Source organism: Bacillus sp. FSL R10-2201 (assembly GCF_038008665.1).
Classification (GTDB): domain Bacteria; phylum Bacillota; class Bacilli; order Bacillales; family Bacillaceae_G; genus Bacillus_A; species Bacillus_A mycoides.
In genome coordinates this window covers 3291670-3308302 of sequence record NZ_JBBOZP010000001.1, presented here as the reverse complement: position 1 = coordinate 3308302, position 16633 = coordinate 3291670, and the positions used below count along the sequence as shown (strand labels likewise).

General features: G+C 36.3%; 16 protein-coding genes and 1 pseudogene. 13 read left to right on the top strand and 4 right to left on the bottom strand.

The annotated features are described in order from the left end of the window. The first annotated feature begins 399 nt into the window (after nt 1–399). The gene (locus NSQ69_RS17110; protein WP_061689246.1) at nt 400–1161 is read left to right on the top strand and encodes a CPBP family intramembrane glutamic endopeptidase; all 762 of its coding nucleotides are present in this window, start codon (nt 400–402) and stop codon (nt 1159–1161) included. A 215-nt stretch (nt 1162–1376) separates the two neighbouring features. On the opposite strand, the gene NSQ69_RS17105 is transcribed toward NSQ69_RS17110, so the two are convergent. Next, nucleotides 1377–1865: a DinB family protein gene (locus tag NSQ69_RS17105; RefSeq protein ID WP_341099536.1), complete on the bottom strand. Its 489-nt coding sequence runs from the start codon at nt 1863–1865 to the stop codon at nt 1377–1379. Between the two features lie 202 nt (nt 1866–2067). Between NSQ69_RS17105 and NSQ69_RS17100 the strand changes: the two genes are divergently transcribed. After that, a complete protein-coding gene (locus tag NSQ69_RS17100) occupies nt 2068–2523 on the top strand; it encodes a DinB family protein (protein WP_002014205.1) in 456 nt (151 codons plus the stop codon). Nucleotides 2524–2802: 279 nt separating this feature from the next. Continuing rightward, nucleotides 2803–3839: pseudogene (locus NSQ69_RS17095) on the top strand (DUF4003 domain-containing protein). Between the two features lie 146 nt (nt 3840–3985). Here the strand turns inward: NSQ69_RS17095 and NSQ69_RS17090 are convergent. Next, nucleotides 3986–4750 carry a DUF817 domain-containing protein gene (locus NSQ69_RS17090; RefSeq protein ID WP_078203383.1) on the bottom strand — a complete coding sequence of 255 codons (765 nt, stop codon included), beginning with the start codon at nt 4748–4750 and terminating at the stop codon, nt 3986–3988. Between the two features lie 276 nt (nt 4751–5026). Between NSQ69_RS17090 and NSQ69_RS17085 the strand changes: the two genes are divergently transcribed. The 6 genes from NSQ69_RS17085 (at nt 5027) to NSQ69_RS17060 (ending at nt 9670) form a co-directional block, all read left to right on the top strand. Further along, complete coding sequence (locus tag NSQ69_RS17085; protein ID WP_002128403.1) at nt 5027–6061, top strand: FecCD family ABC transporter permease; 1035 nt, start codon at nt 5027–5029, stop codon at nt 6059–6061. Beyond that, a complete protein-coding gene (locus NSQ69_RS17080; protein ID WP_002014212.1) occupies nt 6062–7078 on the top strand; it encodes a FecCD family ABC transporter permease in 1017 nt (338 codons plus the stop codon). A 21-nt stretch (nt 7079–7099) separates the two neighbouring features. Further along, nucleotides 7100–8008 carry an iron-hydroxamate ABC transporter substrate-binding protein gene (locus NSQ69_RS17075; protein ID WP_002014213.1) on the top strand — a complete coding sequence of 303 codons (909 nt, stop codon included), beginning with the start codon at nt 7100–7102 and terminating at the stop codon, nt 8006–8008. 207 nt (nt 8009–8215) lie between these two features. Then, nucleotides 8216–8767 (top strand): GNAT family N-acetyltransferase, encoded by a 552-nt coding sequence (locus NSQ69_RS17070; RefSeq protein WP_002128401.1) that lies wholly within the window; start codon nt 8216–8218, stop codon nt 8765–8767. Nucleotides 8768–8846: 79 nt separating this feature from the next. Continuing rightward, a complete protein-coding gene (locus NSQ69_RS17065) occupies nt 8847–9206 on the top strand; it encodes a nuclear transport factor 2 family protein (protein WP_002128400.1) in 360 nt (119 codons plus the stop codon). A 236-nt stretch (nt 9207–9442) separates the two neighbouring features. Then, nucleotides 9443–9670, top strand: a complete 228-nt coding sequence (locus NSQ69_RS17060; protein WP_002033458.1) for a hypothetical protein — start codon at nt 9443–9445, stop codon at nt 9668–9670. A 71-nt stretch (nt 9671–9741) separates the two neighbouring features. Here NSQ69_RS17060 and NSQ69_RS17055 read toward each other — a convergent pair whose 3' ends face one another. Continuing rightward, complete coding sequence (locus NSQ69_RS17055; protein ID WP_002014220.1) at nt 9742–11067, bottom strand: ArsB/NhaD family transporter; 1326 nt, start codon at nt 11065–11067, stop codon at nt 9742–9744. Nucleotides 11068–11329: 262 nt separating this feature from the next. On the opposite strand from NSQ69_RS17055, the gene NSQ69_RS17050 reads away from it, so the two are divergent. After that, complete coding sequence (locus NSQ69_RS17050; protein WP_000407039.1) at nt 11330–11680, top strand: YojF family protein; 351 nt, start codon at nt 11330–11332, stop codon at nt 11678–11680. A 15-nt stretch (nt 11681–11695) separates the two neighbouring features. Next, entirely contained in the window at nt 11696–12358 is a 663-nt protein-coding gene (gene bshB2 / locus NSQ69_RS17045; protein ID WP_000439465.1) for a bacillithiol biosynthesis deacetylase BshB2, read from the top strand. A gap of 69 nt (nt 12359–12427) precedes the next feature. Here bshB2 and NSQ69_RS17040 read toward each other — a convergent pair whose 3' ends face one another. Continuing rightward, nucleotides 12428–13660 (bottom strand): MerR family transcriptional regulator, encoded by a 1233-nt coding sequence (locus NSQ69_RS17040; RefSeq protein ID WP_002185253.1) that lies wholly within the window; start codon nt 13658–13660, stop codon nt 12428–12430. 187 nt (nt 13661–13847) lie between these two features. Between NSQ69_RS17040 and NSQ69_RS17035 the strand changes: the two genes are divergently transcribed. Then, nucleotides 13848–15134 carry an NAD(P)/FAD-dependent oxidoreductase gene (locus NSQ69_RS17035; protein WP_002128397.1) on the top strand — a complete coding sequence of 429 codons (1287 nt, stop codon included), beginning with the start codon at nt 13848–13850 and terminating at the stop codon, nt 15132–15134. A gap of 13 nt (nt 15135–15147) precedes the next feature. Beyond that, nucleotides 15148–16620: an aldehyde dehydrogenase family protein gene (locus tag NSQ69_RS17030; RefSeq protein WP_002128396.1), complete on the top strand. Its 1473-nt coding sequence runs from the start codon at nt 15148–15150 to the stop codon at nt 16618–16620. The last annotated feature ends 13 nt before the right edge of the window (nt 16621–16633 follow it).

Genomic DNA, 16633 nt, shown 5'->3' with positions numbered 1-16633 from the left:
AATGTATCAACAAGTTTTTTGATAATACTATTATTATTGCTTATCATTCCACTTTTAAATGAACATGAATTTTTTATAAATATTTTTAGTGGAAAATAAGCCTTTCCCACTAATTTGCACCGTAGTTAAACAAGAATTAAATAACGTTATTGTCACTTTACAAGAGCATGTTTTGATTGGTTCTCAAAACATGCTCCTTCTTTTTGTTTGTTTATCCCGTATTAACGGATAGTGAGACTCCAACTTCGAACCTTGACCGAAGCAAAGTAGGTAGGAGTCGGCCTATCCAGAAAAGCCTGATAGAGTAGGGAGGTTCCTTTAATGTTTTGGAATAATTTAGCATAAGTGATTTTCATATCTCTAAATTTATGCTCTAATTAAAATAAAGGAGGCAAGTAAATGGGGAATGAGATTAAACGATATGTAATACGAACTTTTATATTTACATGGATACTATGGGGGTTATTAATTAGCTTAATAAAATTAAACATTACGACATTTGGTACACCGCTAGCGATGATATTATTTGTTTTCGGGGGAATCATGCCGGCAATCGTTGCAACTAGTTTAAAGAAAAAATATGGATCAAAAGAAGAGTTCAGAGTGTTTATTAAAAATATTGTTAATCCTAGGCATCACTTTGTATGGTATGTTCTAATCGTTGTTCTAGCTTTTATTAGCTGTTATCTTCCAACGATATTTGGTGGAGCAACGATGCAAAAACCATTATACGTGGCATTACTTAGTTTTCCAACAATGATCGTTGGTGGTGGTCTTGAAGAAATTGGATGGAGAGGATTTTTACAACCTGCCCTTCAGAAAAAAAATTCGGCATTTTTTAGTACGGTTATTGTGAGTGTTATATGGGCTATTTGGCACTGGCCGTTATGGTTTATTCCAGGCACGAATCAAACTCAAAGGGATTTTATAGCCTTTATAATTACGACAATTGCCGTATCTTTCTTATTAACTACAATTTTTAACGCAACTAAAAGTATTTTTATGTGTCTAATTTTTCATGCGCTTCTTAATTCTTTTTGGAGTGTGTACGTGCCAAATGATAAAGTGTTACCAGCATTTTCAACTTTTATTTTCGGAATTTTCGTATTTATCGTGTATAAAGTCATAATAAAAAGAAAGAACCTCTTATTGATTAGGTAACTGAAATAATAAAAGGAAACATATTAATATATTTTTTATGGATATGAAACTAATTAATAAGAACACGACACAAACATAATTAAAATATAATACAAGTTTGTGCCGTAAAAAAATTTGCAAAACTATAAACAATATCAAAAAGAATGAAGAGCCTTTCCGTATACATAAACAATGCTAACGACAGTTATAGTAATTCATTTGTTAGAACAATTGAATTAACTAAGGTCTGTGTCAGGAGGAGTATATCCAAGGTGACGAGTCATTGATACAATTTGGCCTTTATGATGAAATTCATGTGTCTCCGTATGAGTTAAAAGCCATAGTGGAGTTGTGCTCCAAGGTTCTTTTTGCCATTTCACTTCATTTGCTATATTTTCGAGCCACCGGTCATTGTATTCATCTAAAAAGCGTTGTACAGTCTCATCTACTATCTTAAATCTAGCACGGACTTGTGTGACATCTGCATGTTCAATTTCATAATCGCTAGCAAATGAGAAATCTGCTCGTTTTTGGTTAAATGCGAATGTTCCAAGCCAGTATCGATAGCAATCGGCTACATGAATATGCGTCTTCATAATGCTACCGCTTCCGAAATTAGGAACTGTGCTGTGCAATTTTTCTCGTGGGATTTCTTCTAAAAACGAAAATAGAGTTTCTCTTGTAGAGCTAATAAGATTATATTGCTGTTTTAAAACATGTAACATGCAACTACACTCCTCTTTTATTTACTAAACTATTTGTGTAGTAAGTAATTCTATATTTACGAGGGGTGAACCTTTTATTATTTTTACTAAGCATATTAGATGTTTTTCTTAATTGTTTCTGATAGATTAAACAAGGTGAAACTTTAATAAGTTTAACATCCTTAGTTCATAATAAATTGTACATAAAAAAGGAGACGATAAAATGAATAGAATAATTGGTTTAAAACAATTTGAAATAACGCGTGGGGCATTACTTCAATTTATGGAAACGTTAGATGATAAAACTGCGGATACGCAGCCGGAGGGCTTTAACAATACAATTCGCTGGCATATCGGTCACGTGTTAACGGCGGCAGAAACTTTCATGTTTGGAAGAGAATTTAAACAATTACCAACTGAATATCCAGGTATGTTTGGGTATGGATCAAGACCATCTAAATGGAAAACAGAAGGGCCATCATTAGAAGTGTTAACGGTTCAATTAAAAGAACAAGCGAAGCGCATTCAAGAAATTCCAGCAGAAGCATTTGAAAATAAACTTCCAGAGCCATTTTTAGGGTTGGAAACAGTTGGAGAGCTTTACGGTATGATGCTTTATCATGAAGCAGACCATATTGGGCAAATGAAGGCGATGGAACGTATTATTAAGGCTCTTTAGTTTTTGGTAATGTTAAATAATATATAGACAAAAAAGGGTAGATAATTTATTATCTATCCTTTTTTGTTGTTGAACTTCTTGAAGGATTAAGGATTATGAACGCTAATCATCGTGATGCTGATGAAGAAGGAAAGAAAACCAACCAATTAGGATAAAGAAACATCCTAAATTTTATGGTAGTTATTATTTTTTTTGTATTACTTAATAGAAAAATATTGAAAATAATACAGAAGAAAGTATAAGGTTGCAAAATCTGTATGAAATAGGGTATTCCTAAATATGGAATATACGTATAATAAAAGAGAGGAACTAGAAAATGGGGGAATACTATGATTACATTGGAACAAAAGTTGGAGCAATACACATATACATATGCACAGTTAAAGGGAGAACTAAAATGGAAAACGAGTGATTCTCGAACAGGTATGATGATTGCTGCTATGTATGCAGGTAGTGATAAACTGTTTGATCTCGGACGTTTTTTAGAAATTAGTAGTTATATTAAGAATCAGGTAGGGATGTTTTCATACTTAAAGTCTTATCATCGCTTTGTGGTGGCCGCAACATTAGATATTCACTTTACAAATTACAAGGAAGCTTTTCGGAGGTTTTTAGATTTATATGAACAATTGGTCGCTGGTGGCTTTAGCCGGAGTATATTTACTTATCTCGCAGCAGCTGTGCTTTTAACAGAAGAAAATGAACAGCATGGCACGCACATTCAGCGTTCGATGCAAGTATATAAACGGATGAAAGAGGATCATCTTTTTCTTACAGGTACAAATGATTATCCGCTCGCGGTTTTACTAGCAGGACAATCAGAGAATGTAGAAACACTTATGGACCGAGTGGAACGTCTGTATCAGAAACTAGCGAAAGCTGGTTTGCGTAAAGGGAATGATCTTCAGTTTTTAAGTCATATCCTCTCACTAAAGAAGGATGTCCGTGAAGAAATGTTAGTTGCAACATGTACAAGCATTTGGAAGTTGTTAAAACAAGAAAAGGTAAAAGTGAAACAGATGCATTATCCAGCTATCGGGCTACTAGCGTTACTTGAGGATGGAGAAAAAGAGATTCATTCTATTCGAGCATTCATTGAAAAATTGCAGGGGGAGAAATTATTCCGTTGGCATACAGATACGAATATTCTTATTGCTATTCAACTGTTCGTAAGTCAGAAAGGTGAGGAAAGTAAAGCTACCAACACAGGTTTACAAACAATGATAGAAGTCCTCATACAAGCACAACAGGCAGCTATGATAGCAACGATTGCCGCTTCATCTGCAGCAACCTCTTCTGCTAGTACTAGTTCATAATGTGCAACTGCTTATGCTCTCGTAAATTATGATGAACCTATAATGCCTTTGATGAGGACGGTTTAAAAAATATTATTAAAAAAGGCCTATCACTCTCTAATGAGTGATGGGCTAACTGTTTTTAAACTGTTTTTACATAATCGGCATTATCTTTTCGACTGCTTCAAATGTTTGAGTTGTGTAACAATCATAATGCTAATAACAACGAGTAAAAACCATGAGCTAATTTTGCTTAAGTGAACGAGGCTCCATGTTTCCCGTTGATTTGGATATTGCCATGCTCCGAAGAAGGTAGCGATGTTTTCTGCAATCCAAATAAAGAATCCGATAAGGAAAAATGAGAGTACGAGCGGCATTTTATATGTAACGCCTCGTAATGAAAATTCCACAAATGTGCGAAAGAAAACAATGAATAAAATTAAAGTTAATACCCATCTAAAGTCATATAGAAAATGATGTGTAAAAAAATTAAAGTAAATCATTGCTCCTAGAGGTATTGTAAAAATAGCTTTCGGCCAATGATGCATTTGTAAATGCAATCTTCTCCACGCTTGGCATATGTAACTTGCGACACTCGCATACATAAAACCGCTGTAAAGCGGAACTCCGAAAACTTTTGAATACGCCTCTTCAGGATAACTCCATGAACCGAAATGTACTTTATATATTTCTAGTAAAAGGCCGATGAGGTGGAAGACAGTAATTACTTTTAGTTCATCTTTTGTTTCAAGACCTGTTTTGTACATAATCCACTGCATAAGAAGGCATACGATGAGTATGAAATCATATCGGTACAGCCCTGGAATCGAAATGATTTTTGAAAGAGCAAGTGTTAAAAAAATAATGACAGGGAACAAACAGGATAATGCTTGTTCATAAGTAAAATAGAGTAGTTGTTTTACATAAAACATGTTTTCACCTTCAGGATTATTATTTGAAAAATCAAAATAATAACTTAGTATACTACAAATTTGAAAATAAAACAGTACGTCATTTTGCATGTATTTGGAAGTTTTAGAAGGGAATTGTAATAAGTATTTTGATAGTTTAACAAAGTAAAAAAATAGTTTGCTATTTAAAAAAAGTGGGGATATAATATCTAAATGAAAATGATAATTATTATCAATAATGATTGTAAATAAAAAATAATTATAAAAAAGAACTGAATATAAAGGATGAAATGAAACATGTTACATAAGTCTACTGTACATGCTGGCAATAATCGCTGGATACATATTAAGTTCATATGTTTCATGAGCTTAACAATTATATGTTTAATTGGAGCTATATTTTTAGCCGTTGCATTTGGTGCAAAGGATATCCATTTGCAAACTGTGTGGGCAGCGGTTTTTGATTATAATCCGAAATTAACACAGCATCAAATTATTTATGAATTAAGGCTCCCAAGGGTAATTGGCGCAGCAGTTGTAGGAGCTGCTTTTGCAGTCGCTGGAGCTGTTATGCAAGGGGTAACACGAAATCCTTTAGCTGATGCAGGTGTACTCGGAATAAATGCAGGTGCGATGTTTGTAGTAGCACTTAGTTTTGCTTTTTTCCCGCATATGCCGTATTCCTATTTAATGATTGTCTCCTTTATTGGAGCAGTTTTAAGTACAGTACTCATTTTTATTATTGGATCAGCAACATCAGGCGGGCTAACGCCGATGAGGTTAACGATTGCAGGGGCAGTTATGGCCGCGCTTTTACATTCGTTAAGTTCAGGTGTCGCGATTTATTATGACTTAAGCCAAGATTTAGCGTTTTGGTATGCTGGTGGTGTTGCGGGGGTTAAGTGGGAACACTTGAAATTTTTAGTGCCTATTATTCTCATAACAATTGTTTTTGCGACAGCGCTAGGGCGATCTATTTCACTCATATCCATGGGGGATGATGTCGCTACAAATTTAGGTGTAAAAACGAACCGAACGAGAATACTCGGGATGATTATGGTAGTGATTCTAGCAGGTGTTTCTGTTTCAGCTGTTGGTTCCATTGGATTTGTAGGATTGGTCATCCCGCACATTGCTAGAAAATTAGTAGGTGTTAATTATCAACTTATTATTCCTATGTCAGCATTATTAGGAGCTATTTTATTAGTTTTAGCTGATTTAGGAGCAAGAACAGTAAATCCTCCTAAAGAACTTGCGATAGGAATTATGGTAGCTCTTGTTGGAGTTCCGTTCTTCCTTTATATAGCACGTAAAGTTGGGAGGGAGTTATAAGTGAAGGATCTTTTTAGCACGGATAAAAAGAGAGCTATTACTGTAACTACAATTTTCGGATGTATAAGTATCGCTGTAATTTTGATTAGCTTAAATACGGGAACGCTGAGCATCGCACCGCTCAAAGTAATTCAAACGCTTTTTGGCTATGGTGATTTTGAGAGTGCAACCGTGCTATACGATTATCGTATGCCAAGAATTATAATCACAATGTTAGCAGGTATTGGCCTTGGGGTTTCCGGTGCGATTTTGCAAGGATTATCTCGTAATGCACTCGCAGATCCGGGGATTCTTGGATTGCATTCAGGTGCATCTTTCGGGATTATTGTATTCGTTACTCTCTTTCATTCTATTAACGAGAGTGCATCGATTTTAATACCGTTATTTACATTTGGCGGAGGAGTGTTAGCTGCATTTCTTATTGTTTTGCTTGCGAGTGATCGGTCAAAAGGTTTACTTCCCATTAGACTTATTCTTGTTGGTATTGCAGTTTCAGCTGGTTTTAGTGCACTTTCGTTATTTTTCTCGCTCAAGTTAAATGATGAGACGTATACATTCGCTTCTAGGTGGTTAGTTGGTAACGTGTGGGGAAGAGATTGGATTCATGTCCTAGCATTATTACCTTGGATTTTGATACTAACTCCGTACGCATGGCTGAAATCCAAAACGTTAAATGCACTGTCACTAGGTGATAGTGTAGCAGCAGGACTTGGTGTATCTGTTCAAAAAGAACGGTTACTGCTTTTAGCTACAGCGGTAGGATTGTCTTGTGCAAGTGTATCAATGGCAGGGGGAATTGGCTTTATCGGCTTAGTTTCTCCGCATATCGCAAGAAAGTTAGTAGGTAGTACATATCAACATTTCCTTCCGTTAGCTGGCATAATTGGAATGATTATTTTAGTACTCGCGGATACGATAGGGCGATCTTTATTTGAGCCAAACTCTATTCCAGCTGGCGTAGTAGTAGCGGCTTTAGGTGCGCCATATTTTCTTTATTTACTTACAAAAACAAAATAAATACTTCAAAGAGGAGAACATATGAAAAAGAAACTTACTATTTTATTTAGCATTATGTTTATTTTAGTATTATCAGCATGTGGTCAAACGAAATCTAGTGAAGAGGCAACTAAAAAAACTGAAAAAAGTAATGATCCAAAAATTGCTTCTATGTCTATTCATTTAACGAATAACTTACTTGCATTAGGAATTACACCGGTAGGTTCTGTAATTGGTGGAGATTTAAAAGATTTCTTACCTCACGTGAAAGAACAGTTGAAAGATACGAAGAAACTGGGCGTTGTAACAGATCCGAATATGGAAGCATTACTACAATTAAAGCCATCTGAAATTTATGTGGATGAAAAATATGCTGGCAAAGATTTAGCGAAATACGAAAAAATTGCAAAAACACATACTTTTAATTTAGATGAAGGTACGTGGAGAGATCATTTAAAAGAAGTAGGTAAACTTGTAAACCGTGAGAAAGAAGCAGATAAATATATTCAAGACTATGAAGAACAATCAAAACGAGTAAAAAGTTTAATAGATAAAGAGTTAGGTAATAACGAAAAAGTAATGGCAATTCGCGTTACTGCAAAAGAATTACGTGTATTTAGTACGAAAAGACCGATGGGACCAATTCTATTCCAAGACTTAGGATTACAACCTGCAAATGGTGTAGAGAAAATTGATGGAAACCGTCCTTTCGAAGTAATTTCACAAGAAGTATTACCTGACTTTGATGCGGATGCTATTTTCGTTGTCGTAAACAGAGACGATAAAGCAAAAGCAGCATTTAAACAACTGCAAGAAACACCAATTTGGAAAGACTTAAAAGCTGTTAAAGGTAAGCACGTATACATTATTAATGATCAACCATGGCTTGACTATTCTGCTTTAGGTAACAAAATGGCAATGGATGAAGCAGAGAAAATGTTTACGAAATAATACAGTTTTGCTATTAGGAAAGGCCCTCTAAATTTGGAGGGTCTTTTTATTGTTGTTATTGTTAGAATAAATGAAAAATTATACAATGAAGTTAATTCAATGCAAGGGAGATGTGCCAATGTCAGCGCTTATTGTAAGTATCCCGTTAATGCGGGATAAATAGGCTAGAATTATTGTCCCCGCTATTTAAAAAAGGGGGAGTTTTAGATGACGATGAATCTTTTTCAAAATAAAACTATTAAGTTATCAGCTATTAGAGAAGCAGATGCTGAAGTAATGGCTATGTGGCAAGAGGATAGTGAGTACTTAAGAAATGTAGATACAGACTTGGCATTCCCGCAATCGTTACATGAAATAGCGAGTGATGGGCTATTAAAGGGACGGAGATCGAATAGTGTTTCTTTCATGTTAAGAACAGTTCAAGATGATCGCTTAATTGGTTTTGTTGCAATTCACGGCATAGAGTGGAATAACAGAACAGGTCTATTAGCAATTGGTATAGGAGAGGCAAATGATAGAGGAAAAGGGTTTGGGAGAGAAGCAGTGCATCTTATTTTAAAGTATGCGTTCTATGAAATGAATCTACACCGCGTCGGTCTCGATGTTATTTCTTATAATAAAGCAGCCATTGTACTGTATAAAAAGATGGGATTTCAGATGGAAGGATGTATGAGGGAAGCAGTTCAAAGAGATGGAAAGTGTTTTGATCGTATGATTATGGGGATATTGCGTGATGAATGGATAGAGCTGCAGAACTAGCAAAAACATACAGAATAATTGTGTAGTGTAGAGTGAAAAGTTGTAATATTTGGGTAATGATGAGCGGAGGAGTGTACTAATGGAAGGTTTATCTTCATTAAGAGAGTGTTTATATCAGCTAGAGGAACGATTACTTAAACCAGGGGTTCGCACATCTCAAAAGGAGCTTAAAAAGATACTTGCCGCTGATTTTTTTGAGTTTGGGAGTTCTGGTAAAGTTTTATATAAAAATGAGGATATCGATAAAAATGGAATTGGTGTGGTAAAAATGACTTTGAGTGATTTTGAAGTACATCCATTATCCAAAGATGTAGCATTAACTACTTATCAAATATTCAATGAAATGAATAATCAACACTCGTTACGTAGTTCGATATGGAAATTTAGAGAAGGAAGATGGCAAATGTATTTTCATCAAGGTACACCTGCTAAATTTTAGTGAAGCTTTTTGTATGAAAAAGAAACTATAAAGAATAGAATTGTTGAATATATTAGTCCTATATATATATATGAAGAACTAATGAAAGTTGTCTTTCTAAAATATCTAAATTTGTTCTTAAAAGGGTCTTGTTAATAAAGGTACATTCCATATTATATATGTAGTATGCAGGAGATATAACGATAATTGGCGAAAATTTACAGTGAACTGATTGAATTTATAAGGAGTTATGCGAGATGAACTTAGAAAAAAGTAAGCCAGTAAATGAAGAGGTCGCTGAATTAAAAGAACTAATTAAAGAACTACACGGAAGTGTACATCAACTTCAAAGTGAAGTGCAGCAACTAAGGCACGAAAGACCAGTTGTTGAAGTGAGAAAAGGTGTTCAACTATCACCAACAATCATCGGACAAATTGGTGGTATGATTTTAGGTGGATTAGCAATTATAGGTATATTTTGGTGATGAAAAAAGGTTTGTAGCATAGTGCTGCAAACCTTTTTTATTTGACGACATAATTTCATGCAATACAACTTCTACATTAAATAACGTAAATAAATGTAAGCATGTGATAACAATAGCGCAATGATCGTTAAGGGGAAACCGATTTTTAAGAAGTCCATATAAGAGAACCCATGTCCTTCACGTTTTGCAATACCAGCAACGACTACGTTTGCTGATGCTCCAATTAATGTTCCGTTGCCTCCTAGGCAAGCTCCAAGTGATAACGCCCACCATAGTACTTCAATTTGCGGAGAATCGACAGATAGTCCGAGTCCTGTAGCTAAATCTTGAATAAGTGGAATCATCGTTGCGACAAATGGGATGTTATCAATTGTCGCAGATGCGATGCCAGATACCCATAAGATAAGTATAGCAGCGAAACCGATATCGCCATTTGTTACGTCGAGTACTTCTTTTGCGAGTGAAGAAATAAGTCCGATATCAATTAATCCGCCAACGAGAACGAATAGTCCAGCGAAGAAGAAAATTGTTACCCATTCAACGTGGGCAAATACATCTTCAATATCATGTTCTTTCACACCGATTAACATAAGAAGTGTAGCACCTGTCATCGCAATAACGGCAGCGTCTACATGAATAATAGAATGAAGTACAAAGCCTAAAATAGTTAGTCCTAAAATCGTAATGGATTTTAAAAGGAGGCTCTGATCTTTAATATAATCTTTTTCATTTAATGCCATTAGCTTTTCGATTTGCTCAGGCGTTGTTTTTAGTTTGTTGCGATACATGAAGTAAATAATGCCAAGTGTAACGATAGAAATAATGATTACGATTGGAGCTAAGTTTAGTAAAAAGGCATTAAAGTCTAAATGCTTATTAGCTGATCCAATCATAATGTTCGGCGGGTCACCAATTAATGTTGCTGTTCCGCCTATATTTGAAAATAGTACTTCTGAAATTAAATAAGGAACAGGATTTACTTTTAAAATACGTGTAATGGATAGTGTAACAGGTACGATTAATAATACGGTTGTTACGTTGTCCAAAAATGCAGAACCGACAGCAGTTAATAGGGATAGTAATAATAAAATGCGGATTGGTTTTCCGCCAGCTGCTTTTGCTGCTTTTATGGCTACAAATTCAAATACGCCTGATTGACTCGTAATATGTACGAGAATCATCATCCCAATTAAAAGGGTAATCGTTTCCCATTGAATATGCGATGTGAAAGCAGTATGTAAATCTACAATTCCAAAAATAATCATAATAGCAGCACCGAATAGTGCGATTACAGCACGATTCAATTTCTCAGAAATAATAAAACCGTACGTGACTAAAAATACGGCAATTGTAAAATAATATTGCCAATTTGCTACTTCATGTGCTGATTGTTCCAATCATGTCACCTTCTTTAAAGTATGTATTCAATTGTCGAAATGTATCTCGCTGTATTAATACGGGATAAAATATATTGTAGCAAATTCAAAAAAGAAAGAAAACTATTTAACAAAGTGAAGGAAAAAATGTGATTTTTACATATCATATAAAAAATATAAAAAACACAGTGCAAATTATTAGGAAAAGTGGGCGTTGTCCTCTAATATAGAGATAGCAATTTACATTATTTTTGCGTAAAATGGTTTAAAGAGGTGAATTCCGATGGAAATAGTAAAAGATAGTTCTCTTATTCAAAATGAAATTGAACGTTTTGTAAATAAAGATGTATATATTCATTTAGAAACGACGAATGGAGCGTATGCGTCACACTTTAATGAAAAGATGATGACAGTAGGAGCATTCATTCGAAATGCAATTATTCGCTTTGAGCGTGGGAAAATAACTGGAACAAACCCATACCGAGTTGGTTTGAAAATGGATCATGGCTGGGTATATGCAGAAGGCATTACGCACTGGGAAGTAGACGATAAAGAGCGTTTATTACTAGCAGGGCATGATAACCAAGGCCGCTTAGCGGTAGCGCTTGAGCTAAGCTTAACGCCATTTAAGTAAGAAGGAGGGAAACTTATGGAGAGACATGTACTTGTTGTATTTCCGCATCCAGATGATGAAGCATTTGCTGCGGGAGGAACAATTCGCTTATTAACAGATCAAGGAGTACCTGTAACGTACGCATGTGGTACTCTTGGACAAATGGGACGTAACATGGGGAAAAACGTATTCGCTAACCGTGAAACGATTCCAAATATACGTGAAAAAGAATTAAAAGATGCATGTGAAGCGATGGGGATTCAAGATTTAAGAATGCTCGGTTTCCATGATAAAACGTTAGAATTTGAAGATGTTGATTTTGTTGCCGATAAAATCGAAGCGATTATTCAAGAAGTAAATCCATCTCGAATTATTACATTTTATCCAGAACACGGCGTACATCCGGATCATGATGCATTTGGCCGCGCTGTAGTTCGCGCTGTATCACGTATGCCTAAAGAAGAACGTCCAGCCATTCATGCGGTTGCGATTACGAGAAATCGCGAAGCAGTACTCGGTGAACCGGATGTTGTAAATAATATTAGTGAAGTATTTGAACATAAATTAGCTGCACTAGGCGCGCATCGTTCACAAACGGAAGCGATGCTAGAAGAAACGCATGCAAAAATAAAAAACAAAGACGCAGCAACATTAAAATGGCTGCAACTTGAACAGTTTTGGACTTATAAATGGGAGTAGGCTAGAAGGGTACCTTCTAGTAGCTCTTACATAGAAAAAGCGCCGTCACTTGTGATGGCGCTTTTTGTGCTATTGTTTCGTATTAGCCAAATACATGAGCATGTGGAATTTTTCGTCTCTTACATGATAATCGAAATAAGGTCCTGGATCTGTACAGTAACCGATATTTTCATTTTGCATGATTTGAAATCCGTTAACTGATAAATTTTCTTCTAAGTATTTTGGATGTAAAATATGCTCATGGGAATTTGGATATAAGGCTGAAATATTTTTCAAGGATTTGGCCGAGTTATCATAATACGAGTATCCACCGACAATTGTTGAACTGTTATGTAAATAGTTTTTTAGAACATGACTTGGGAACTCTGGGTTGAGCAGTGAAAAATCAGTTATTGTAAAACTATCCACAAAAACATCGATGCTAAGCGGTTTCAATGGTAGATTTAAATCGGAATTCAAAATATAAAGGACGCGTGGCTTCGGATTCACACGCTCAATTCTATTTCTCACCTTCTTGAGCATTGCAAGCGAATAGCCACTGAATACATAGTTTGCGCTTGGTTCAAGAACATCGATATATTTAGGTAGTGATACAAAAGCATCAACGTTTGTTTCCACAATTAATTTGTTTTTCAAATCTATATTTTGTAGAACTTTTTGAAATCGAAAATTACTTTTTTCAAATAAGTTAATCATTTTGGGATTGATCTCTTTAATCGTTTCTTTATCGTAAAAATAAGATGGATAAGGAGACGTCTCGTACAAGTTCGCGGTAATAATAATACCCTCCTCGATAGCTGCTTCGTATCCACAGCTACAAGTTAAACTCCCCGTGTGAATGTAGACTTTTTTAATCGTTACATCTTTCATTTCAAGTGGAATGCGGCATTTTGGACAATAGAGAAAATTTACAAAGTCAAGCGGGATTCCTGTAATACTTTCTTCTTTGGATGAAGGCGAGCTAGTTTGAACCGCTTTTTCAATCAATTGGATAGCTTTTGATATGTCTTCTTTTTTCTTGGTTAGCTCGTCCTTTTTATCAATGAGCGAGTTGTTGTAGTAGTCGATATCCTCATGGTCCGAGAAGTTTGTGACACGTCGATATGATAAAATTCGTTGGATTTCTATCAATGAAAAATGAAATTTTTTCAGCTCAGTAATAAAAGCCATGTCGTCGAAACACAATTGGTTCATTTGATACTGAGTGTTTTTTTTGTCTGGTATTAATAATCCTAGTTCAATGTAATAACGAACGGTATCAGTCGTAACATGAAAAAGCTTCGCAAATGTACCAATTTTCATAGATGTACCCCCCAATGAAAAAAGTGGAGTTACTCCACTTTTTTCGCAAAATGAATTCAAAAAACTCTCAAATAGCTATTGACTTGGAGGAAACTCTAAGTCATATTATTAACTCAATAAGTTTGAATATTAAGAATATTTTTGACTGTATTGTAACATACATGTCACGAAGGGAGAAGGATTAGCTATGGATAAGATGGATCATATGGATACACTCTCACTATGGACAGCGACTGCAAACAGATATGACAAAGGAAAACCTCTTGAAGGAAATGAAGAGGCGGATGTTGTCATTATTGGCGCAGGTTTCACAGGTCTCTCTTCTGCATATCATTTGCAAAAGTTAGGGAAGAGTGTCATTGTCCTTGAGCAGGAAACAATCGGATATGGCGCAAGCGGTCGCAACGGCGGGATGGTATTGCCAGGCTATAAGTCAACGATGCAGGAGCTTGCCAAGAAGTATGGTGCCGAAGAGGCGAGGCAGCTTAACGATCTTTCTCTGCTTAGTGTTGAATTAGTTAAAAACATTATTGACGAGCATCAAATCAACTGTAACTTCAGAAAGACAGGTCACATTGTGGCGGCTTACAAAGCCAAGCATTTTGAAGGGTTGAAACTTGAAAGTGAATACTTAAACAAAAATTTTGGATATGACTGTAGCGTGCTTAATCGAAGTCAGTTGCATCAAGAAATTGATTCCCCGCAATATTATGGTTGCTTAGTCGACGACTCGAGTTACTCGTTCCAACCACTGAACTATGCAATTGGTTTGGGAGAAGCAGCTAAATCGATCGGTGCAAAAATCTTTGAGCATTCGAAAGCACTATCTATTGAGTACGGCCGAAATAGTGTGAAAGTTATTACAGAAAAAGGTACTGTTACAGCGAAAGACATTATTGTGGCTACAGATGGTTACTCCGGAAAAATTATGGCTGAATTGAATAAAGGCGTACTGCCAATTTCGGCACGTATTATTGGTACTGAACAGCTTCCAGAATCATTGGTGAATAGCGTCATTCCTAAAGATCGCATGGTTTTTGATACAAGCAGTTTCCTTTACTATTTCAGGCGTACACCAGATAATCGGATCATATTTGGCGGTGGCGATATTCGTCCAAACTTAGGTGATGCTGTTTATCAAAATGTTTACGATGCCATGGTTAAAATAATGCCAAAACTAGAAGGAAGCAAGATTGATTACAGGTGGGGTGGATTTATCGGGGTTACAATTGATACGTTCCCGGTTATCGGTAGATCCAAAGAAGGCGCATATTTTGCAACGGGTTATACGGGACATGGCGCGTCTCTCTCGACATTGTTTGGTAAGTTATTGGCACAATGGATCGTTACGGGGAGTGCAGGTGGATATCGATTTGAAAAAGAACGCCTTAAATCATTCCCATTCTATAATCAGAAAACGATGCTGGTCAATATAGCACATATTGGTTTCAAACTGGTAGATATTATCGCGTAAAGGAGAGGTGTTTATGAAAATTAACATGTTCATTGACGGGAAATGGGTAGAAGCATTATCGGGTGCTAGACGAAACATTATCAATCCTGCAACCGAAGAGGTTATCGCAACGTCTGCTCATGGATCAGCAGATGATGCGAAGATAGCAATTAAGGCGGCTCGTAAAGCGTTTGATAGCGGGATCTGGTCGGATTTATCGGCTGATGAAAGAGCTGACTATCTATATAAGATTGCAGACCGTCTTGAAGAGAATACAGCTGAAATTGCCCGTTTGGAAACTGCAAATAACGGTAAGGTTATCCGTGCAACAACCTATGTAGATATTCCTGTATCGATTCAATGCTTCCGCTATTATGCTGACTTGATTAAAGGTATGAAAAAGGAATCTTACACTCGTGATGATGCTTCAGAAACGATTATTATTCATGAACCGATTGGTGTTTGTGGACTTATTGTACCTTGGAATTTCCCGCTTATGTTAGCTGTTTGGCAAATTGCTCCTGCACTTGCCGCAGGGAATACAATTGTAATTAAGCCTGCTGACGTCACTCCTGTAAGCGTATTCAAATTATTTGAAATTATCGAAGAGGTTGGACTTCCGGATGGAGTAGCAAACTTAGTATTGGGACCTGGTTCAAAGGTTGGGAATGAGCTTGCAGAGAGCCATGATGTCGACAAAATTGCCTTTACTGGTGGAACAAAAACAGGTCAAAGTATTATGCGCGCAGCTGCAGGCAATATGAAAAAAATCACACTTGAACTAGGTGGTAAATCTCCACTTATTGTGTTCGACGATGTGGATTTTGAAACCGCAGTTGATAATGCGATGTTTGGTATTTTCCACAACGCTGGGCAAGTTTGTTCAGCTGCATCTCGTTTACTTGTACAAGAGACTATTTATGATAAGTTTGTTGAAAGATTGGCCGAGCGTGCGAACAAAATTGTAGTTGGCAACGGGGAAAGTGAGAATATTGAAATGGGAGCGCTTACAAACGAGTCTCATATGAATGAAGTTTTACATTATATTCAGAGAGGAATCGAAGAAGGTGCAAAATTAGTTTGTGGTGGTAAGCGCTTAACAGAAAATGGGCTCGATCGAGGGTTTTTCATTGCACCAACAATCTTTGCTGATGTAAATGAGAATATGTGTATTGTGAAGGAAGAGATTTTTGGCCCAGTCCTTGTTGTACAGAAATTTAAAGATGAGGAAGATGCCATCCAAAAAGCGAATGATTCTATTTATGGATTAGCCGGTGCTGTATTTACGGAAGATATGGACCTGGCAAAACGTGTCATTAGTAAATTGCGTGCGGGAATTACTTGGATTAATAGTTATCATCTCGCTTATGTGGAAGGTCCTTGGGGAGGGTATAAGCAAAGTGGCATCGGCAGAGCGTTAGGTGTTGCCGGACTGGAGCACTTTATGGAAACGAAGCAAATCAATATCCACCAGCATGCAAATCCGGTAGGGTGGTATGCGAATTAATTGAGCAAAACGT

Bases quoted from the DNA above. Each gene is read 5' to 3' on its own strand.
- NSQ69_RS17110 (WP_061689246.1), top strand. From the start codon at position 400: ATGGGGAATGAGATTAAACGATATGTAATACGAACTTTTATATTTACA.
- NSQ69_RS17105 (WP_341099536.1), bottom strand. From the start codon at position 1,865: ATGTTACATGTTTTAAAACAGCAATATAATCTTATTAGCTCTACAAGA.
- NSQ69_RS17100 (WP_002014205.1), top strand. From the start codon at position 2,068: ATGAATAGAATAATTGGTTTAAAACAATTTGAAATAACGCGTGGGGCA.
- NSQ69_RS17090 (WP_078203383.1), bottom strand. From the start codon at position 4,750: ATGTTTTATGTAAAACAACTACTCTATTTTACTTATGAACAAGCATTA.
- NSQ69_RS17085 (WP_002128403.1), top strand. From the start codon at position 5,027: ATGTTACATAAGTCTACTGTACATGCTGGCAATAATCGCTGGATACAT.
- NSQ69_RS17075 (WP_002014213.1), top strand. From the start codon at position 7,100: ATGAAAAAGAAACTTACTATTTTATTTAGCATTATGTTTATTTTAGTA.
- NSQ69_RS17070 (WP_002128401.1), top strand. From the start codon at position 8,216: ATGACGATGAATCTTTTTCAAAATAAAACTATTAAGTTATCAGCTATT.
- NSQ69_RS17065 (WP_002128400.1), top strand. From the start codon at position 8,847: ATGGAAGGTTTATCTTCATTAAGAGAGTGTTTATATCAGCTAGAGGAA.
- NSQ69_RS17060 (WP_002033458.1), top strand. From the start codon at position 9,443: ATGAACTTAGAAAAAAGTAAGCCAGTAAATGAAGAGGTCGCTGAATTA.
- NSQ69_RS17050 (WP_000407039.1), top strand. From the start codon at position 11,330: ATGGAAATAGTAAAAGATAGTTCTCTTATTCAAAATGAAATTGAACGT.
- bshB2 (WP_000439465.1), top strand. From the start codon at position 11,696: ATGGAGAGACATGTACTTGTTGTATTTCCGCATCCAGATGATGAAGCA.
- NSQ69_RS17040 (WP_002185253.1), bottom strand. From the start codon at position 13,660: ATGAAAATTGGTACATTTGCGAAGCTTTTTCATGTTACGACTGATACC.
- NSQ69_RS17035 (WP_002128397.1), top strand. From the start codon at position 13,848: ATGGATAAGATGGATCATATGGATACACTCTCACTATGGACAGCGACT.
- NSQ69_RS17030 (WP_002128396.1), top strand. From the start codon at position 15,148: ATGAAAATTAACATGTTCATTGACGGGAAATGGGTAGAAGCATTATCG.